Below are 20,402 nucleotides of genomic sequence, written 5' to 3'. Positions count from 1 at the left end.
GCCATTCGACCCAGAAACCTCCCTCCAAGTTCCTCCCGGCTCAGCCGGGGATGCAACAGAGCGCCTCGCGGCGCACATGGTCCGTTCGATCACCCATCGATGGCGGCCCAGTCGCTGGCTGGATTCGACGCCTTTGCGGGCGATGCGCACCCCGATGCGCTTGCCGCGCAGCCATCGCCGCAGCTCAGGATGGTCGTAGGCCTTGTCGGCATGGAGCTTGCCGGGCTTGCGATACCGGCCCTGGACAGAGCGTTGTCTCGATTGGAGGGCGAGCACCATCGGCTTCAACTGGCGGCTGTCGTGAATGTTGGCTGCGGACAGGCCGACGACCAGGGGCAGTCCGGCCGCATCCGACAGAACGTGCAGCTTGGAACCGGGTTTGCCCCGGTCCACGGGTGAAGGACCTGTGTGTTCGCCCCCTTTTTGGCGCGCACGTGCGCCGAGTCGAGCACCACGCGCGACACATCCAGCAGATCATCGTCGGCGAGCCGGTCCAGGACGGCCTGGTGCAGCCGCGCCCAGACTCCGGCCCGCGACCAGATCACAAACCGGCGATGCACGGTCGACTTCGACGCTCCGAAACACGGCGGCAGCGCCCGCCAGGCACATCCGATGACCAGCACGTAGACGATCGCGGCGAACACCGCCTCATCAGCCACACCGATGATCCCGCCGCCTTGCGGGCGCACCCGGGCCGCCGGCAGCAACGGCCGCGCGACATCCCACAACCCCGCCGGGACGATCCAGTCCCATTGCCCGCTGTCCATGGTGGATTCAACGACTCACCCACCATGTAGGACACGCTGTAAGTCGGCAGGCCGGGTGGCCGAGGCGATCACCGTGCATGAAGCAACGCTGGCCGACTGCGAGCGGGTGCTGGGCGCCGACCACCCGACGACCCGGACAGTACGAGACAACTATGTGGCGGCTCGTACTGCCGAGAGCTCGCGCTCCTCGTGGTGGCGGCGCTTGTTCGGCATCCGGCGGCGTGAACACTGATCGATCTGATCGAGTGAAGCACGGATATGCAGAAAGATCATCCGTTCACTGTTCTGTCAACGCCCCATTGACGCGAGTGGTGAGGCGGTCGGCGCGTTGAGCGGCGCCTTGACGGGTGGTGCCCAGCGCGCGGCCGATCTGAGCCCACGCCGTGCCCTCAGCTCGCAGCCCGGTAATTAGCGCCAGTTCGGTGTGGTCGTGGCGGGCGAGCATCGCCTCCAATTCGGCCCTTACCTGGGAGGCGAGCGTAAGGGCGGCGATCCGCACGCCCGGCCCGGCCTCGGCATCGGCGGCCGCGGCAGCCAGCAGGGCGGGGGCTGGTGCGGTCTGCAGGTGTCGCTGCCAGGCGCGGATCTGCTCGGCCGTGCCAAGCTCGCCACCGAACCCATCAGGCCGGTCGTCATCGCGGTCGTCGTGCCGGCTGCTGTGCTGGTGGTCGTGTTGGTGTTCTGGGGTGCTGTAGTGGTTGGTCAGGTATTCGGCCGCCCACAGCCGATCCCCAGGCCGCGCCTCTTGCAGGTCGTCATCCAGCAGAGCGGCGAGCCCGCCTCCGGGACGCAGCAACCGCTCGGCCAGGCGCTCGGGGCTGGTGTATCTGCCTTCTGCGGCCAGGAGCCGCCCAGCCAGGACGGTTTCGCGCTCATCCTGCGGCCGGTCGGGGTACTCGCTGCCGTGGGCGGCGCGCTCGATCGTGCCGGCCAGCGCCGCCTCGTAGGCGTAGCGGTCGGGGCCGGGCCGGGTGGTGCGCAGGTGGCGCACCGCCTGCAGCGCCAGGGCGTTGTCTTGGACGGTTCGCGACAGCTTGAACAGCTCCACCGCCAGGCCGGTGCGTCTGGTGAGGCCGGTCAGGTGGGTGCGCATCGTGGTCGTGGTGGGGCCGTTGCCCCAGTGCAGCACCCACTGCTCGCCGCGACCGCTGTAGTCGGCCTCGACGGCAACCTCGGCGACCCGCTCCAGCGCGGCGACCAACCGGCGAACCTGCGCCGAACGACTCACGAGCTCTCCTCTTCGTCGAGCGGCTGGCTTCACCCGTCCGGCGCGACCATCCCATTATGTCAACACCCCGTTGACACGATAAACTCCTTGGGCAGGATCGCACCACCGCCACTCGCGCGTCAACGACCCGTTGACAGGTGCCTCCGTCTCGCCGTCCCGTGACTCCCTGGATAAGTCACATTATCCGGGGAGTCTGAGTGGGATCTCCCTGGATAAACACCAGGCAGCGGCACGGCTACGCCGGAAAAACTCCCCGGATAATAAGGAGAGAGGTCCGAAGGGTGACCGCGAGCACCGACAGCAAGACCAACAACGGTGGCGGCAGCGAGACCGGAAATCTGGTTGACGATCACGATGGCGGGCGGGACGGTGGCCAAGTCGACAACCGCATCACCGATCAGAGTGGGTCCGGAGCGGGCAACGTGGTGGCGATCCGGCCCGGTCGTGAGCCGGGGTCGGTGGCGGCCGCAGCGGAGATGGCGCTGGCCGCGTTCGGTACGCATCTGGATCGGTGCGCGCTCGTGAAGAACACGGTGACCGCCTACCGGCGCCAGGCGCTGGCCTACCGGAAGTGGTTGCTCGCCCGGGCGGCCGAGCACGCGGACGCGTTCGTCGACCTGGTCGGCGCCGAAGCCGCCGTCACCGCCTGGCGCCGCCACCTGCTCGCCGCGGGCGCCTCACCGGCGACAGTGAACCAGGCACTGGCCGCAGTGACGCTGCTGTATGAACACGGACCCGCGCTGCGCCTGGCGGTCAAGCGCGCCCGGGTCCCCAAGCCCGGCGCGCCGGATGCGTTGTCGCGGGCGCAGGAGAACGCGGTGCGCCGTGCCGCCGACCGGCGCGGCCCCCGCGACGCAGCCCTCATCGCCGTCTTGCTCGGCGCTGGCGCCCGCGCCGAGGAATGCCAGCGCTTTCGCGTCGCCGACGTCCCCATCACCGCGCGCAGCGGCACCGCCCGCTTGGACGGCAAGGGCGACGAGGTGCGGACCGTCCCGCTGCCGGTCCCGGCCCGCGAACGGCTGACCGCCTGGCTGCAGATACGCGCCGAACTATTGGTCGACGGCGTCACCGACATGGTCCGTGTTGTCGGCAAGGACGCCGGCCTGCCCGGCCTGCGCCCGCACCGGCTACGCCACACCTACCCCACCCGGCTACGCGAAGGCGGAGCCGATCACGTCCAGATCCAAGCCCTCCTCGGCCATACCTCCATCGGAAACCACCGCCCGCTACTTCCGCGCTTCGGCCATCGAAGTCGCAGAACTGGTCGACCGCGCCCTCGACTACTGACGGCGAAACGGTCTGAACGGCCGCGTTGAACTGGTGCTCGATGCCGAGCTTTGCGGGCATCATGTAATCGCTTGCTACCCGATCATCTATGCGAACCCCGCCGGCTCCCGCCAGCGCCAGGTCATGCCGGGTGGTCAAGGTATCGGGATGGTCGAGGCTTAGCATCTGTAAGCAGTCTGTGAGGAGGTCTCCGAAGGCAGCGGCCACGCCCGCCGCATCGCCAGCCTCCCGGCCAGCTTACGAAGTTGCCGTGGATGGTCAGGATGGGCGTAGAAGAAGCCGGTGCAACATGCAATTGACGAGTGTTTGAGCCTTACCGGACGGCTCACCTTAAATGATTCTAATGAGAGTCGATAGGCCGGCTCTCATCAGAATTATTATAAACATACTTTTATATCACGCCGCGAGCCCAAGCGGAGAATGGCGGCGCCTCTGCGATTCTTGGGGCAAGTTGACGCAGGATCGAAACAAAATCTTCAGCAAGCTTCACTAAAGAGGACTCGAGATGAGAGCTGGTGATAGTTTCGATTTCTGGATCCGGGACCCAGTTGGTTCCCGAGCGGCACCTAATTTTCCACCCCTCGTCACTCGGAGAAAAATCAAGGACTCTTTGCAATCCTTGCGAGTAAAAATCCAGCTCCGTTTCTTTTCTCTTCCGGATATTTAAAAGGAGTTCAGGTAACTGTTCCAAGACTACGGCCAGGTCATAAGGAAGACTCACAGGCCATTCGTCCTGCCCGAAGCCGCCGACCCAAAAATGGCAGCCCGTCTCAGCTACAAGATTGCAACCGAGCAGTACCAATGCCTCGAACTCCTCTGATTCATCCCATAAATTGCTTTTCTGCCTCCGAGGATGGACTTCTGAGGGAATATGCAGGGCAATGCTGAACATCACCACCACCACTTCATATGAATCTTTCAAGGGGTCGGATACGCACTCTTGTATGCCCCGTTTTTTCCTGGAACCAATGTGGCGTGCCTTGCGGGTCTAATCGAACCGTCAGGCATAACCACTTGCCCAAGACCGTCCGGCAGGCGAACACTCCTGAATCCAGCACCTGGAATATGCATTCCTTTCAGGAAATCCGCGGCAGCCTCGTTGTCCAACCACTGTCCTTGTGGTTCTTGCTTAGTTCGCGCTTCGTCAGTAAGGCTCCTGGTATTTTTCTTTCCGGCACCATGCTTACTGAATGTATGCCCAAAGCTTTTTACACTCTTGTAACTCCAGTTCGGCTCACAGTCGCCGCCGATTCCGGCGTTGTGGACCAAAATATCATGGTTGCCAGAGGAAACATAATATGTGTGAATATCGGCGATGGTGAGATTGTGAACGCGCCGCTTTTGAGAAAGCCGAGTCTCGATCACCGTTACCTGGATGAACGTACCCGCACTAGTGCGGAGCCACATTCCCGGCTGAAGCTGCCCCGCATCGACCCAGCGACGCTCATCCTCTACCCAGAACGGGTGGCGGTCAGTTGCCAGAACCGTTCCCGTCTTGCTGGACTTACCCTTGCCTGTGGTTACGCTGATCTGCGCAAGCCGCTTCTCGCCTGAACTGCCGATCAGAGCGGTTACGGGCTTGGCCTCGGTCTTACCGGTTTCTGGGTCTGTCGCGAGGACTTTGTCGCCGACTTTGATCTTTTCGATCGGCTTGAGAGAGCCGTCGGCCATGAGAACCTTGGTCCCGGGTACGAAGCTGCTCTTGCAGCCGCTGGCGGGGCTCTTCCCGCCGCGCTTCGCCTTTAATCCCAAAGGTGAGTGCATATTACCGTTAAGCAGGGCTTCGCTTGGAGTAACGCCTGCCTTCCGGAACCTACGGTCAATTTCCTTCGCTACGTCACACTCTTCTTGGGTTCCCATCGCGCACCAAAAGGATGACGAAAAACCCTCGGGTCTTCTCTTGGCCGCCGCGTCCAAAGCGCGTTTCCTCGCACGCTGGAAATGCTCTTGGTTCGCTTTTCTCTGAGACTCCTTGTGCGTCTTTTGCTGACGCTTATTACGCTTTGCCTCGTCCTTCTCGGCCTTGCGGGCGAGTTTTTCGTATTTCTTCTTCTCCGCCTTGGTTTTAGCCTTTTCGGCCAGCCGACGCAGGCCGCCAGCGCGTTGTGGACAGTAATCTGGACGACACAGACCGTTAGGGTCGGATTGACCGATCGGGTCGTCGCCGGCGTAGGTGTAGGGGTTGAGCGAGGCCGGGATCAGCGGGTTGAACACCGGATCGGGGCTGATGAATTTGGCGATGGCCGGGTCGTAGTAGCGGGCCGACAAGTACGTCAGACCGGTTGAGGCGTCTTCAATTTTGCCAAGGAAGCCGCGGTCGGTGAAGGGCAGGTCGTCACCGCCGCGGCGTTTACCGAAGGGGGTATAGCGCTCGCGGCTGATTTGGCCAGTAGCATCGCTGATGGCGAGTTGGTTGCTGCCGTGCAGACCAGACAGCATCCAGGTGACACCGGCGGAGGTGCGCATTGCAACCGCCGCGCCGCCAGCGGCGTAGTAGCGCTTTGCGCTGACCGCTCCGCCGGACAGGGTGAGTTCCATCGCCCCCAGGTACAGGGTGGTCGCACCGTCGGGGTCGCGGCGGATCAAGCGTTCGCCGACGGCGTCGTAGACCATGGAAGTTTGCTGGCCGTCGACGACGGCTTGGGTGAGCTGGCCGAGTTCATCCCAGTCGAAGGTGGCCTGTTTGCCCGCGACGGTGCGGCTGTTCATCTGCCCGGCGGCATCGTAGCTGTAGGTGTCGGTGCCACCGGGCCGGGTGATGGAGGTGACCGCGTTCGGACGAACGGTCCCGGTGGGGTAGGTGTAGGTGGCGGCCTGGCCGTCCTCGCTCAGAGAGGTGATGTTGCCGACCGCGTCGTAGCTGTAGGTCTGGTTGTAGGGATCCAGGCCCAAGCCGTCGGCGGGACTCGCGCAAGAGGAGCCGGTGGTGGTGAACGCGGTGCTCAGGCGGCGGCGGGCGTCGTAGGTGTAGCACTCCGACTGTCCGGCGGTGCCGTTCGGGACGGCGGAGGCGGCGTCCAGGATCCGGGTGATCTGGGCGGCGGTGTTGTAGAAGAACTCGTCGTTTTGCGCGGTGACCGGGGCGGCGGTGTCGGCCTTAGTAGTGGTGGTGACCCGCTTGAGCAGACCGGTGGCGTCATCCCAAGTTAGGGCTCGTTTGAGCTGGCCGTTGGCGCCGTGGGTGCGGTCGTTGAGGCGGGCGGTGGCGGTGTAGGTGGTGTCCTTGACGTAGGTGAAGCCGCCGCCGTGGTTGGAGGTGAGGGTCTTGGGCAGGCCCAGGTCGCTGTAGCCGAAGGTGAGCTTCTCGGCCGTCAGGCCGCCGGCGGCGGGCAGGTTCTGTTCGATGAGGTTGCCTGCGGCGTCGTAGCCGGAGGTAAGGGTGTACTCGCCGCCGAGTAGTCCTTCGGTGGCGGGGATGGTCACCTTGGAACCGGTGGGACGGTAGTCGGCGTCATAACTGGTGACAGTTTGGGTGTAGGCCTGGCCGCCGGTGTAGCGGATCGCCGCGGTCGGTCGGCCCTTGGCCAGGGTGTCGTAGGTCCATTCGGCGAGCTTGGTGCCAGTGCTCACCTCCCCGCCCCATTGGGTGGCCCGCCGTCCCAGGTCGTCATAGGTGTAGGAGACCTTCTGGTTCTTGCCGTTGATATTCCAGATCAGGTTTCCGGCCGCGTCGTAGCCGGAGGAGGAGGCCCCGGCGTCGGGGTCGGTGGAGGCGGTGCGCCGACCCAGCCAGTCGAAGGTGAAGGTGCGGATCTTGCCCTTGGCGTCGGTGATCGTGGTGAGGTTGCCGTCCAGGTCGTATGCGTAGGCGGTGTCGTGATGGGTGGTCGCGTCCATCCATTCCTCGACCTTGACCGCTTGGCCGAAGGCGTCCAGCACACTGACGGTCTTCGCCCCCACCGGCGGGATCGTCTCGGTCCGGTCGGCGCCGGGGTAGGCGGTGGTAGCGCGGCGTAGTTCGGTGCCCAGGTGGTAGTCGACGTCGGCGACCGGCCGCTCTAGCCCGTCGTAGAGAGTTTTGGACCACTGCGGCAGGCTGGTCAGTGCCGGATTCAGCAACCCCGATCCGGCCGTCGAAGCGTTGTGCACCGGCTCGGACACCGCCGCCACCAGGCCGCGCTCGTCGTAGGTGGTGACGTTCACCACCCGTCCTCCGGCCGGAGAGGTGGCCTGGACCTCGCGCTGACGGCCGAACCCGTCGTCGAAGGCGTGCGAGGTCAACCACTTGGCGCCGCTGCCAGTACCTGACAGGAGGCGATTGACCGTGGTCTTGGCCGGGACGGTTCCGGTCAGCTGGTAAGCGAGGGTTGCGGTGGGCGTGCCGCCGCTGCGCGGTTGGGCGGGCCCCCACAGTTTGGCCGACCGGCCCAGCGCGTCATAGTCGATCTCAGTCTTCTTGGTGTTGGCATCGACTACCGAGACGACGCCGCCATGTGTGTGGGAGGTACGCGTGGTCATGGTGTGACTGAGCGGGTTGGTAACAGTGATCCCGGTGTGCGGCCAGCCCACAGCTGGGCTGTAGCCGGTCGTGGTGGTCTTGCCTCGCGGATCCACGCTGGTTAAGGTGCGGCCGTACTCATCGTAGGTCGCCTTTGCCGCCAAGATTGTGCCAGTGTTTGCATAGGAGCGGCTCTCGGTGACGTTGCCGTCGGTGGGTTTGTTAGTAGCCGGATCGGTGCCGCCGTCATACAGCGCGATCGACTTGCCGATCAGCGTCCCGGTCGCGCAGTCGTCCCCGACCCGTTTCTCCGTCACCGACGGATAGTCGATCATCCACTGTCCCGGATCGGTATTGCGGGCATAGGTGATTGACATACACGAGTTGTCGGTCGTGACGCCGTCTTGACCGTAGTCATTGATCTTACTGGGCAGGCCGTCGGCGTTGTAGGCGGTCTTCTCATCGGTGTAGCGCCACGAACCGCTCGCGAGAAGTTCACGATCACGCTCGCGGGTGGTCAGCACCTTGACCGGGTCATGTACCCCGGGACCGCTACCGGCCGCGACAACTGAATACTCATACCGCGTTCCGTCGACTTCGGCGAAGGCACGTGGGCTCAGCGTGGTCAGTTTCCATGACTGTTCCTGCAACACCTGCCCTTGCAGAGCACGGACGTCGCTGACCGTGCCGCCTTCGAAGTTGGTGACGGTGGTTCCCATGCCGCGCAGGAAGGTGGCGGAGGTGACGGTGTAGCCGGTCGCGTCGGTGCCCGAGCCCTGGGTGGTGCGCACGGTGGCATACCCGCGCCAGTCGGTCGAGGGCGGTGACAGGCCGGGCTCGGCGTACTCCACCGGTGAGGCCCAGCCCGGCGCGCCCAGATACTCGTAGGCGTTGACCATGTCCGGGGAGGCGGCGACCATGTCCTTTTCGGTGACCTTGGTAACCAGTTGCTTGTAGTACAGCGTCCAGGCTTCGTTGCCGCTCTCGCTCATGTCGATCTTGTAGCAGTCGCCGACGTGGTCGGCATGGTAGTTGGTGCCGTCGCGGCCCTTGCCGCCCGAGCACGGATCAGCTTGGCCGTAGGCGACCTCGACGCGTCCACCCATCCCGTTGGCGATCGCGCCGATCCGCGGCACCATCCGCCACGACAGGTATTGCGTCCAGTCCGAGGCGTCGTCGTAGACCATTTTCCCGGCCAGCATCACCGCGTCGAAGTCGGTCGCCGGTAGCGTGGCCGAGTCTCCACCGGCCAGGCCGGTGTGCTGCACGGTATCCAGCCACAGCACCGGGTCATACGGTGCGCCAAAGTCGGTGCGGGTGTAGACCCACGCGTAACTCAGATCCAGGCGGTCCACCGGATCCCAGCCGCCGCTGGCGTTGAGCGACTCGGTCAGCACCGAGTTCAGCTTGCGGGTGGAGTAGAAGGCCAGCGCGCCGTTGGTGCAGCCCACCTGAACAGTGCACCTGAGGTCGGTCGGCACGTCGGTGGTGCCCCGGTCGGCAGTGCTCAGCGTGGTGCGGGCGGTCGGTACGCTTCCGGCCACCTGGGTGTTGTGTCCCCACTCGGCCTTGGTCAGGAACCCACCGCGGTCATAGGGCAGCACTCGGTAGCTTTCGTGGAAACAGCCAGGCAGGCAAAACCAGTTGGTCTCGCGCTCGTAGGTGTAGTCGATGACGTTCTCATCGGCGTCGATCTCCTGGTCCAGGTTCCAGCGCCACACCCCGGTACAGGTCGGCGGAATCGCATCGGCCAGGTAGCGGTCGTAGCACGGCTCGCCGGAGTCGTTGCCGACATAGGGCACCTGCCACTGGGCGTCCTTGCGGAAACCGAACCGGGAGACCTGCCCGTCGGTGGAGGTGATCTGCCAGTACGCCTGGCTGTCGGCGCCGCCGGTCAGCTGTTCGATCTTCCAGCCGAAGTCTGGCACTGTCTTCCACGAGCCCGAGACCCGGTCCTTGACGATCTGCGCCGAGCGGCCGCCTAGGTTGAGCACCAGCTCCGACTGCGTCATGTCGTTGGTGGAGGCGTCGTTGTCGTTGGCATCCGGCGACTCCCAGCACAACGCCTTGCCGAAACTGCCGGTCTCCTGGGCCGTCCAGATCAGGTCGGCTTCCTCGTTGTAGAAGTTGTCCACGACGCAGCGGCGAAAGCGGCGCTCGATGAACCCGGCGTTCAGCTCCCAGCCCGCTCCTACCGCGCTGGACTGGTTGTTGGTCCAGTCCCCCTGCCCGTCAACGGAGGAGGCGTCATAGCCCAGCGACAGGTCCGGTCCGTTGCCGGCTGGTGCGGGCGCTTCGGGCAGCGGGTAGTCGTAGTTGAAGCCGCCGCCGGAGGTGCCGGCCTGCCAGGTGCCCGACGGTTTGAGATCGGTGGCGCCAAAGTTGCCGTCCGGGCCGGTCAAACCGGCGGCCATCAGGAACACCGAGCCTTCGGCGAGCTGCTTAGCCGCCGTCGCCTCGGCCGCGGCCTTGGCCGCGGCTTTCGCATCGCCCCTCGCCGCAGCGGGCACCTTGGCCGGCGTGCTCTGACCGACCTCGACGTCGGCGACCAGCACACCGGCCTTGAGGTCGTTCGAGGTCTTCACCACCTGCGGCTGGATCACGCAGCCGCGCGGGCGCGGCGTCTGGACGGCGCAGGCGGGCAGTCGCAGGATCTGCAGACGGCCGGCGAAGTTACCGCCGAACCCGTCGCGAAAGCTCGCGTAGGAGAACTCCGCCCGCACCTTCCCCGGCGCCGTCGTTCCATCGGCCCGCTCGAACCGGGCCGCCACTCCCACTCCGCCCAGCGTGCGCACCGTCTCGGCTGACAGCGTCTGCACCTTCACCGTGCCAACATCGGCAGCGGCATCCGCCGCCCCTATCCGGACCGGTAGCTCACCGGCCCGCGCCAACGTCGATGTCACTTCAACTTTGGCGCTGCCCGCCTTGGGCCACACCGGGGGCTTCGGCTTCACCACCGGCGCGCTGTCCTCGGCCCCCTTGTCGGCCTTGGGTTTCGGCACGACGCGCCCGTCCACCGACGGTTCGGGATCGGAGGCGGGAACGGCCGCGGCCGCTGGTTGAACCAGGCGTTCGGGAACTCCCACTCCGGAGATCAAAACCGCCATCATTACCCCGATCACTAGGGCAATCAGACGAAATCGCGCGTGCCGAACCCGCATCTCGAACCCTTCCGCAGGCACGCTGACGCAGACCCCGAACCTGGGGCCGTCACGCGTCGGCGAGCAGATAAAGAGCAAATATGAGGACGATCACCGTGGATGTTGATCGAGATGACAAGAGCGGTCAACCCACTGGAAAGTGGCTTACCAGATACGTGGGGCAACGGTCCGCCGTGCTGCTCCAACGTCGAGACCTTGTTAATCCTGGTCAAGATCACATTTGTGAGCGCGAGCCAATCAGGCAGAGTCCAATAAATCCGAAAATGTGACTTACGTCACGTCAAAGACCGGAAATGTATTTCCTGAAGGCTTTGAGAGGAAATTAGAGGTGCTTATAAGTAAGTCCATCTTTGAATGAGCTGGTGGATGCCCCTGTGCGAGGCGCTGTGATGCCGATTTAACCTGTAGTAACTGTCCGAAATGTCTGACCGCTCGGGCGCAACCGACGGTGCAGTTGCCGCCGACGGATCCAACTACCTCATCGGCAACCAACCATCTGCGCGTACCACACTGGCTGCCAAACGCTGGAGCGCGCATCGGCAGCAGTCAATGAGCGACGGGCGACGGCGGAGTCTGCCCCCGAGGGGCAGGTCAGGTGTATGTGGTCACTGTGGCGTGCTGGCCGGTCAGGGCAGTCAGCTCGCTCAGGACTGGGGCGAGCTCGGCGCGCAGGGTGGCGAGGTGGGGTGCGGTGATCTCGTGCAGGATCACCCGGAGTCGGGCGGCGATGAAGCGCATCCGGGTGATGTCGGCGGCGGGGATCGGCTGGGTGGGGTCGGTGGCGGCCGCTGAGAGGGTGGCGAGGCTTTCGGCGAGTTCGGTCAGGCCGTCGGTGAAGTCCTCATCGCCGTGTTCGGCGACGCGCTCGGCGTGCGCTGGCAGGTGGTGGGCGGCGGCGAGTAGGCGTTTGCCGTGGACGGCCAGCCACTGGTCGCCGCGCTGCTGGGCGCGTAGCGACCCATCTTGAACCGTTGGCCGCCTCCCGTCGCCGGCGTCGGGCCGACTGCGGATAGGTGTCGGCCCAGGGGTGCGTGACGTGGCACGCTGCCTTGGCTTCGAGCGGCGGGGTGGTGGGGCAGCGGGCCATCCCGCCGGCTTGGTTCAACCTGGCGGCTGGGGCGTGTGAGGTAACGGATATGCGACATTGTGGTGGGCTATCGTCCAGCGGCGACAGGGTTGGGGTGTGCTGACTTCTTTGTCCCCGGTGGACGCGGTGAAACTGGTGCTGTCCACGGTCGGTGCCGCAGCCGGCCCCGACCGCGCGCAGGCCGAGGAGCAGGCCGGACGGTTGGCCGCGGCGCTGGAAGGATCACCATCGGCGCTTCGGCTGGCCGGTGCCTACATCGCCAACACCCCTGATGTGAACCTGGCCAGCTACCTGCATCTGCTGCGCACCACTGCCGAGGGCAGCCCGGAAGCCGGTGGGGCGGTGGCCCGGGTGTGGGCGCTGACGTGCCCACGGATCGAGCACGCTGCCCCCCCTGGCGGTCCGCGTGCTGCGCGTGCTGGTCTGTTACGCCTCCGCAGACCTGCCGCGCGCGGTGTTGAACGGGCTCCAGGGTGCCAAGGACAGCGCCGTGGATGGCGCTGTGGACGGCGCGCTGGACCTGCTGGTCTCCTATGGCGTGATTGACCGATCGCCGGACGGTCTGCTGGTGAGGGTGCACCGCCAGGTCCAGGCCGTCATCGTGGCAGGACTGACCGAGGACGAGCGCGCCTCCTGCGAAGCCACCGCGGCCGCCTTGTTGCGAGCGGCGCTTCCCCGCGACTCCGGGCATCCCTCCTCCTGGCCGGTCTACGCGAGCCTGCTTCCGCATGCCCGCGCCGTCTTGGCTCTCGACTCTGCCGCCATGGATCCCGTCATCGAGTATTTGTACGACAGGGGGGAGTACCGCGCCGCCCTGTCCCTGCAACGCCGGCGTCATGCCGTCATGCACGACACTCTGGGTCCTGAACACGCCGACACCTTGACCGTCGGCGCCAACCTCGCCACCTTGCTCGGAGCGGTAGGAAACATCGCCGAGGGCCGGGATCGGTTGGCGGCGCTGGAACCGATGACCGAACGGTTGCTGGGGCCCGACCACCCCACCACGCTGGACGTGCGTGCCAACCTTGCCGGCTTGGTCGGATCGGCGGGGAACGCCGCCGAGGCCCGAGACCGGTTCACGGCGCTGGTGCCGGTGCTGGAGCGGGCCTTGGGCCTTGAGCATTCGGTCACCTTGAACGCCCGCGTCAACCTTGCCTTTTGGGCAGGGGAAGCAGGAACTCCGGCCGCTGAGATTCGGGACCGGTTTGCGGCGCTGGTGCCGGTGCTGGAGCGAGCTCTGGGCGGCGAGCACCTCATCACCGTGAGCGCCCGCGTCAACCTTGCCCGCTGGAGCGGAGAAAGCGGCGACCCGGCCGATGCCCGGGGTCGGTTCGTGGCGCTGGTGCCGGTGCTGGAGCAAACCGTGGGCGGCGAGCACCCCTTCACCTGCGATGCCCGCTTCGGCCTTGCCCGCTGGAGCGGGGAAGGCGGCGACCCGGCCGGCGCGCGGGATCGGTTCGCGGCACTGCTCCCCTTGGTCGAACAAGTACGGGGCCCCGAGCACCCCGTCACCTTGGAGATCCGCGGTGCTCTTGCCAACTGGGTGGGAGAGACAGGGGACCCGGTCGGCGCCCGGGATCGGTTGGCGATGCTGGTACCGGTATGCGGGCCCCCCACTCTGGTCGGCGTCACCAGGGGCAAAGTAGCTCTGTGTGACGGCGGTGACGGTGGGTGATTCGCAGAAACGAACGATTGTGCGAGGTCAGCGCTGTCCTCGTTCGGTGAGGCATTCACCCAGGTCACCATTCGCAGCACTCCTCTCACAACCGGAACGTTCTGAGAGATGGTTCTGAGACGGCTCTGATCTATGCGAACGCTCCACTTTGCCCCTGGTGACGGCGACCCGAGCGGGGGGCCCACCAGTGGCCCGCTGTTCTTGTCGATGCGCCGCCCCGTCCTGGCCCGTCGGCCCGCGGCCGCTGACATCTGCCCGCACACCGGCCGCGCCCGCCTGGGCTACGACCGCGCCCGGGCCCTGCTCGACAAGTACGCAGGCCTCGATCTGCACCAGCTGCGGCACAGCGCCGCGACCCACCTGGGCGACGCCGAGGTCCCCCTCCAGCTGGCCCCGGCTGCGCAACCCCGGGCACCCCTCGGCCGCAAGGCGTACCGCTGATTCCTGCACTCAGCCTCCCCCCGGAGGCCCTTCTACCTGTGGTGGTCGCGTTCGGCGCGAACGTCGAGGGAGCCCCGATCCTGGCGGCGATGCAGAAGCTGCCGGAGGTGCTGGCCTACCGCAGTCGCCTGGCGGCGCCGTTGATCCCGGCCAAGGTGATCGAACCCGCTGTGGTGAACGGTCCGTTCCCGCCGGTGCCCGAAGGTGAGAGCTATCTCATCGTCCGCCTCGTCGGCTTCGAGACCTGAACCCGCCGTCGCGACTCACATTCGCTTGCGCGACCGTGTAAATGTTGTCAACCTGGCCGACATTTCGCAGGAGCCCTCGGGTAACAACGCGCTGCGAGCATGCGCGACATGCGGGCCACCGAGACGCACTGCCCCTACTGCGCTCTGCAGTGCGGGATCGCGCTGACCACGGAGAATGGGTCGGTCCGCCTGGGCCCGACCGACTTCCCGGTCAATCGGGGCGGGCTGTGCGTGAAAGGCTGGACGGCCGCCGAGCTGCTTCACCACCCCGACCGGCTGCTCACCCCGCTGGTCCGCGAGGTGCCCGGCGACCGTACGAGCCCCCTGCAGGAGGCCGGCTGGGACGAGGCGCTCACGCTGGTCGCCGACACGATCAGGGCCACACAGCGGCGGTACGGCCCTGACAGCGTCGGCGCCTTCGGCGGAGGCGGGCTGACCAACGAGAAGGCGTACACGCTCGGCAAGTTCGTCCGGGTGGCGCTGCGGTCGTCGGCGATCGACTACAACGGCCGGTTCTGCATGTCGTCGGCGGCCACCGCGGCCAACCGCGCGCTCGGGGTGGACCGGGGGCTGCCGTTCCCGGTGGCGGACATCGCCGAGGCCCGGACCGTGCTGCTGGTCGGCGCCAACCCGGCGGACGCGATGCCGCCGTCCATGCAGTACCTGCATGCGGGGCGGGCCGCCGGCGCCAAACACATCGTGGTGGACCCGCGCAGGACGGCCACCGCGGCCGACGCGTACCTGCACCTGCAACCGCTGCCCGGCACGGACCTGGCGCTGGCCAACGGCCTGCTGCACATAGCGATCCGCGAGGGCCTGATCGATGACGCCTACATCCGGGACCGGACCACCGGCTTCGAGGCCGTCCGCGCGGCGACCAATCCGTACTGGCCGGGCCGGGTGGAGCGGATGACGGGGGTGGCTGAGGCGAGCCTGCGCGAGACGGCCCGGCTGCTGGCCGGCGGCGGCCCAGCGATGATCCTCACCGCGCGCGGCGCTGAGCAGCACAGCAACGGCACGGACACGGCCCAGGCGTACCTGAATCTGGCCCTGGCCCTCGGCCTGGTCGGCAGGCCGTACTCCGGGTACGGGACGATCACCGGGCAGGGCAACGGGCAGGGCGGCCGCGAGCACGGGCAGAAGGCGGACCAGCTGCCCGGCTACCGGCGGCTGGACGATCCGGCCGCACGGGCGCACGTCGCCGCCGTGTGGCGCGTCGACCCGGACGAGCTGCCGCGGCCGGGCAGGTCCGCGTACGAGATGCTCGACCGTCTCGGCACCGACGGCGGAGTCCGGGTGCTGCTCGTGCTGGCCAGCAACATCGTCGTCTCGGCGCCGGACGCCAACCGGGTCGCCGACCGGCTGAACGCCCTCGACCTGCTGGTCGTCTCGGACCTCTTCCTGTCCGAGACCGCGGCCATGGCCGACGTCGTGCTTCCGACCGCCCAGTGGGCCGAGGAGGAGGGCACGATGACCAACCTGGAGGGTCGCGTGCTGCGCCGCAAGCGGGCCCTGTCGCCGCCGCCCGGGGTCCGCACCGACCTGGAGACGCTGACCGACCTGGCCGGGCTGCTGGGCCGGGGACGGTACTTCAGCGCGGATCCGCGCACCGTCTTCGACGAGCTGCGGCGGGCCAGCGCGGGCGGGATCGCCGACTACGCGGGCATCAGCTACGAGCGGATCGAGGCGGAGCAGGGCGTGTTCTGGCCCTGCCCGGCCGACGACCATCCCGGTACGCCGCGGCTGTTCGCCGACCGTTTCCCCACGCCCGACGGCCGGGCCCGGTTCGTCCGCGTCGAGCACCGCGACCCGGACGAGCTGCCGGACCGCGACTACCCGTACGTGCTGACCACCGGCCGCAACATGCAGCAGTACCAGAGCGGCAACCAGACCAGGCGGGTGAGCGCCCTGGCCGACGCCCTGCCGGGACCACGCGCCGAGATGCACCCCGATCTGGCCCGCCGGCACGGCGTCGCGGACGGCGACATGGTGGAGTTGCGCAGCCGCCGCGGCCGGGCGGTGTTCCGGGCCAGGCTCGATCCCGGCATCCGGCCGGACACCGTCTTCGCCCCCTTCCACTGGGTCGGCGCCAACCTGCTCACCAACCCGGCCCTGGACCCGCACTCCAAGATGCCCGCGTTCAAGGCGTGCGCGGTCGCGATCGCCTCCATCGACGAAGGGACCAGACAAGTGCATTCCACACCCCGCTTCCTGCAAGGCGTGTTCACCTTCGAGGGCAAGGGACTCGACCAGCCGGTGCCGGTCGACGGCGCGCTCAGCTACGTCGTACCGGCCGGGACCGTCGCCCAGGCGGTCTACTTCCGCGGCGGCAACTCCAGCGACGAGCTGATCTGTGTGGTGCTGATGCGCGACGGCAAGCCGATGCGCTGGTTCCCGATCGGCGCGAAGTCCGACGTTCACATCCCGCTGCGCGTCGTCGAGGACCTCGAATCCGGCACGGCCGTGGAACTCTACCTCTCCGCTCCGCCGGGGGTCGCCGGGATGGTCGTGGCCGATCTGGGCCTGATGGAGGTCTGATGAGGCGGCGACTCGTGGTCATCGGCAACGGGATGGCCGGCGCCCGCACCGTCGAGGAGATCCTGGCCCGCGGCGGCGGCGATCAGTTCACCATCACGATGTTCGGCGACGAACCGTACGGCAACTACAACCGGATCATGCTGTCCAACGTCCTCGCCGGCGTCGAGGAGGAGTCCGGGATCTTCCTCAACGACCTGGCGTGGTACGCGGCCAACGGCGTCACTTTGCACTCCGGCCGCCGGATCGCCCGCATCGACAAGTACGCGAAGCGGGTGTACGCCGACGACGGCACCGTCACGCCGTACGACAAGCTGATCATCGCCACCGGCAGCCGCGCGCACATCCCGCCGATCCCCGGGATCAGCCGGCCCGGCCGCGGCTTCCACCAGGGCGTCTTCGCGTTCCGCACGCTCGACGACACCCGCGCCATGATGCGGTACACCCGCGAGCACGAACGCGCCGTGGTGATCGGCGGCGGCCTGCTCGGCCTGGAGGCCGCGCGCGGCCTGCAGAACCACGTCAGCCACGTGACGCTGGTGCACGCCGCCGGGCATCTGATGAACGCGCAGCTCGACCCGCAGGCCGGCGAGATCCTGCGGCGCGGCGTCGAACGGCTCGGCATCGAGGTGGTCACCGGCGCGCGCACCACCGAGATCCTCGGCAAGCACACGGTCACCGGCATCAAGCTCGCCGACGGCCGGCACATCCCGTGCGACGTGGTGGTGGTCGCCGCCGGCATCCGGGCCAACGTCGAGGTCGCGGAGGTCAGCGGGCTGGAGGTCGAGCGCGGCGTCGTCGTCGACGACCAGATGCGCTGCCTGGACGAGCCGGACATCTACGCCGTCGGCGAGTGCGTGCAGCACCGCGGCCAGACGTACGGGCTGGTCGCGCCACTGTGGGACCAGGCCAGAGTGCTGGCCGACCACATCACGGGACGGAACCCGCTGGCCGCCTATCACGGCTCGCGGGTCGCGACGAAGCTCAAGGTGGCCGGTGTCGACGTCGCGGCGATGGGCCTGAAGGAGCCGGAGCGGGAGGACGACGAGACGCTGGTCTTCAGTGAGCGGAAGAAGGGCGTCTACAAGAGCGTCATCATCCGGGACGGCCGGCTGGTCGGCGCCACCCTGATCGGTGACGTCAGGAAGGTCGCATTCCTGATGCAGGCCTTCGACCGCGGGCTGCCGCTGCCGGAGGAACGGCTGGAGCTGATGTTCGACCTCGGCGCGCCGCCCGCCGAGGTGAGCGCCGCCGAGCTGGCCGACGACGCCCAGGTCTGCAACTGCAACGGCGTCTCCAAAGGCATGATCACGGCCTGCGTGGCCGACGGCGTCAAGACGGTCACCGGGGTGGTGGACCAGACCAGGGCCGGCAAGGGCTGCGGCACCTGCAAGGGCCTGGTCACGCAGATCGTCGAGTGGGCCGCCGGAGGAGCGATCGAGGAGGACCCCGCGGCCTCCTGGTACGTCCCCGGCGTGCCGATGCCCAAGCCGGAGCTGATGAGGGTCATCCGCGAGCGCGGGCTGAAGTCGGTCTCGGCGGTGTTCGCCACGCTGGCGCCGGGCGGCGAGGAGGACGCCAGGAGCAAGATGGGCCTGGCGTCGCTGCTCAAGATGATGTGGGACGACCAGTACGTGGATGAGCGCGACGCCCGGTTCATCAACGACCGGGTGCACGCCAACATCCAGCGCGACGGGACGTTCTCCGTGGTGCCGCAGATGAAGGGTGGTGTCACCACTCCGGCCCAGCTGCGCAGGATCGCCGACGTCGCCGACAAGTACGGCGTGCCGATGGTGAAGCTGACCGGCGGCCAGCGCATCGACCTGCTCGGCGTCCCGAAGGAGAACCTGCCGGAGATCTGGGCCGACCTGGACATGCCGTCCGGGTACGCGTACGGCAAGAGCTTCCGCACGGTGAAGACCTGCGTGGGCTCAGAATTCTGCCGCTTCGGAGTGGGCGACTCGACCGCGCTCGGCATCGCCATCGAGGAGCGCTACCAGGGCGTCGAGGGGCCGGGCAAGATGAAGCTGGCCGTCACCGGCTGTCCGCGCAACTGCGCCGAGGCATACGTCAAGGACCTGGGTGTGGTGGCCATCGACGGCGGCAAGTGGGAGATCTACGTCGGCGGCGCGGCCGGGGCCCACGTGCGCAAGGGCGACCTGCTGGCCACCGTCGGCTCCGCCAACGAGGTGATCACGCTGACCGGGCGGTTCCTCCAGTACTACCGGGAGAACGCCAACTGGCTCGAACGCACATACGCGTTCGTCCCGAGGGTCGGCATCGAGCGAATCCGCCGGATCGTCGTGGACGACTCCGACGGCATCGCCGCCGCTCTGGACGCCGCGATGGCGAGGGCCGTGGCGGCGTACCGGGATCCGTGGCGGGAACGGGCCGCGCCGGTCACACCCGGACAGTTCCGCCCATCGCTGCCGCTGATCGAGCAGCCGAGGGTGCCGGTGCGGGAGCCCGTACCGGTCGGCACTCCAGGGCCGGTGGTGCCGGCGGTCGGCTCGGCGGTGGCCGGCCCATCGTCCTCGCCGGAACGGGAGGCGTGATGGCTGGCATGACGACCGGGCACCGGCTCGGGCCACTGGACGAGATCCCGGTCGGCGAGGGCCGGGCGTACGCCGTGGGGGACCTCATGATCGCCGTCTTCCGGCTCCGCGACGGCAGTGTCCGCGCTGTGTCCGCCGTGTGCCCGCACGCCGGCGGCCCGCTCGCCGACGGGCTGATCGACCGGCGGCTCGTGGTCTGCCCGCTGCACCAGCACACCTTCGACCTCGGCACCGGGTGCTCCACCACCGGGCAGCCGCCACTCACGGTCTACCCGGTCTGTGTGGACGCCGACGACCAACTCGTACTGGTCCGGCCGGCGGCTGCGTTCACCTCTACCTCTGGGCGATGTACCGGATAACGTGCGCGAGTGGCGCACCGTCCCGGGGAGCGAATCGCCTGTTCGGGCACTGCCGCCATCCACCGTTCCGATGTCGGTGAACGGCGGACGCGTAGGACTTAACCGGCGGCAAGCATCGGCCATCCTTTGGGCCGGGGGCGAGAAGGATGATTCGTTTTCTTCGGGCTTGGGCTCGGGCGCCGGGTATGGTCAACTTTGCGGGTGAGCGCTGCTCTGGGGAGCCTAATCGCCGTCCTGGGGACCCTGCTGGGGTCTTTCAGCACCTACCTGTTCCAACAGCGGACCGCCATACGGGCTGAGGCGGTCGCGCGCGAGGAGCGGCTACGCCAGGAACATCTGGCCGCCTACAGCGAGTTCGCCAGCGCGGTGACCGAGCTCAAGCGCGCTGTCGTCGGGGTCCCGGTAGTAATGGCGGTGAATCCAACGATGTTGCTGCTGACCTGCGGAGACTCTTTGGGAAACATGATCGCGGAACGATGGGCAGCTCTATCGATGCAGGTCAGACCCATATTCGTTGGATTTTCCGCCATTACTACCGGGACCCCCTCCCTGAACGACGATGCACGACGTGATCGCGGCACTCGATTCTGACGCGCCCACCGCGGTGATCGGACGGGCGCG

At 67.1% G+C, this 20,402-nt stretch carries 14 protein-coding genes and 1 pseudogene; 9 read left to right on the top strand and 6 right to left on the bottom strand.

Annotated features, from left to right (window positions below; genetic code table 11):
* A partial coding sequence (locus ACTOQ2_RS42960; protein ID WP_440107645.1) for a transposase occupies positions 1-393 on the bottom strand: 393 nt, incomplete at its 3' end.
* Complete coding sequence (locus ACTOQ2_RS42955; protein WP_440107643.1) at positions 285-767, bottom strand: transposase; 483 nt, start codon at positions 765-767, stop codon at positions 285-287. The genes ACTOQ2_RS42955 and ACTOQ2_RS42960, both read right to left, overlap by 109 nt.
* A 73-nt stretch (positions 768-840) precedes the next feature.
* On the opposite strand from ACTOQ2_RS42955, the gene ACTOQ2_RS42950 reads away from it, so the two are divergent.
* Complete coding sequence (locus tag ACTOQ2_RS42950; protein ID WP_440107642.1) at positions 841-999, top strand: hypothetical protein; 159 nt, start codon at positions 841-843, stop codon at positions 997-999.
* A 45-nt stretch (positions 1,000-1,044) separates the two neighbouring features.
* Here ACTOQ2_RS42950 and ACTOQ2_RS42945 read toward each other — a convergent pair whose 3' ends face one another.
* Complete coding sequence (locus ACTOQ2_RS42945) at positions 1,045-1,995, bottom strand: hypothetical protein (RefSeq protein WP_440107640.1); 951 nt, start codon at positions 1,993-1,995, stop codon at positions 1,045-1,047.
* Positions 1,996-2,276: 281 nt separating this feature from the next.
* Here ACTOQ2_RS42945 and ACTOQ2_RS42940 point away from each other — a divergent pair, with 281 nt between their 5' ends.
* Complete coding sequence (locus tag ACTOQ2_RS42940; protein ID WP_440107638.1) at positions 2,277-3,311, top strand: tyrosine-type recombinase/integrase; 1,035 nt, start codon at positions 2,277-2,279, stop codon at positions 3,309-3,311.
* Between the two features lie 362 nt (positions 3,312-3,673).
* On the opposite strand, the gene ACTOQ2_RS42935 is transcribed toward ACTOQ2_RS42940, so the two are convergent.
* From ACTOQ2_RS42935 to ACTOQ2_RS42925, 3 genes are all read right to left on the bottom strand, one after another.
* Positions 3,674-4,174 (bottom strand): hypothetical protein, encoded by a 501-nt coding sequence (locus ACTOQ2_RS42935; RefSeq protein WP_440107636.1) that lies wholly within the window; start codon positions 4,172-4,174, stop codon positions 3,674-3,676.
* A 26-nt stretch (positions 4,175-4,200) separates the two neighbouring features.
* Positions 4,201-10,842 (bottom strand): polymorphic toxin-type HINT domain-containing protein, encoded by a 6,642-nt coding sequence (locus tag ACTOQ2_RS42930; protein WP_440107634.1) that lies wholly within the window; start codon positions 10,840-10,842, stop codon positions 4,201-4,203.
* Between the two features lie 630 nt (positions 10,843-11,472).
* Positions 11,473-11,619, bottom strand: coding sequence for a hypothetical protein (locus tag ACTOQ2_RS42925; protein ID WP_440107632.1), 147 nt, complete (start codon positions 11,617-11,619; stop codon positions 11,473-11,475).
* A 755-nt stretch (positions 11,620-12,374) separates the two neighbouring features.
* Between ACTOQ2_RS42925 and ACTOQ2_RS42920 the strand changes: the two genes are divergently transcribed.
* From ACTOQ2_RS42920 to ACTOQ2_RS42890, 7 genes and pseudogenes are all read left to right on the top strand, one after another.
* Entirely contained in the window at positions 12,375-13,643 is a 1,269-nt protein-coding gene (locus ACTOQ2_RS42920; protein WP_440107630.1) for a hypothetical protein, read from the top strand.
* A 207-nt stretch (positions 13,644-13,850) separates the two neighbouring features.
* Complete coding sequence (locus ACTOQ2_RS42915; protein ID WP_440107628.1) at positions 13,851-14,084, top strand: hypothetical protein; 234 nt, start codon at positions 13,851-13,853, stop codon at positions 14,082-14,084.
* A 38-nt stretch (positions 14,085-14,122) separates the two neighbouring features.
* A complete protein-coding gene (locus ACTOQ2_RS42910; protein ID WP_440107626.1) occupies positions 14,123-14,332 on the top strand; it encodes a hypothetical protein in 210 nt (69 codons plus the stop codon).
* Positions 14,333-14,440: 108 nt separating this feature from the next.
* Positions 14,441-16,510, top strand: a pseudogene (locus ACTOQ2_RS42905) (molybdopterin oxidoreductase family protein); the annotation flags it as partial.
* A 359-nt stretch (positions 16,511-16,869) separates the two neighbouring features.
* Positions 16,870-19,422 (top strand): nitrite reductase large subunit NirB, encoded by a 2,553-nt coding sequence (gene nirB, locus ACTOQ2_RS42900; protein WP_440107625.1) that lies wholly within the window; start codon positions 16,870-16,872, stop codon positions 19,420-19,422.
* Positions 19,422-19,781 (top strand): Rieske (2Fe-2S) protein, encoded by a 360-nt coding sequence (locus ACTOQ2_RS42895; RefSeq protein ID WP_440107623.1) that lies wholly within the window; start codon positions 19,422-19,424, stop codon positions 19,779-19,781. The genes nirB and ACTOQ2_RS42895 overlap by 1 nt, the downstream gene beginning before the upstream one ends.
* Positions 19,782-19,982: 201 nt before the next feature.
* Positions 19,983-20,372 carry a hypothetical protein gene (locus tag ACTOQ2_RS42890; protein ID WP_440107621.1) on the top strand — a complete coding sequence of 130 codons (390 nt, stop codon included), beginning with the start codon at positions 19,983-19,985 and terminating at the stop codon, positions 20,370-20,372.
* Positions 20,373-20,402: the final 30 nt, after the last annotated feature.

It is taken from the genome of Streptosporangium sp. H16 (assembly GCF_051918855.1).
Classification (GTDB): domain Bacteria; phylum Actinomycetota; class Actinomycetes; order Streptosporangiales; family Streptosporangiaceae; genus Streptosporangium.
This window is presented reverse-complemented; position numbering and strand designations above follow the sequence as displayed.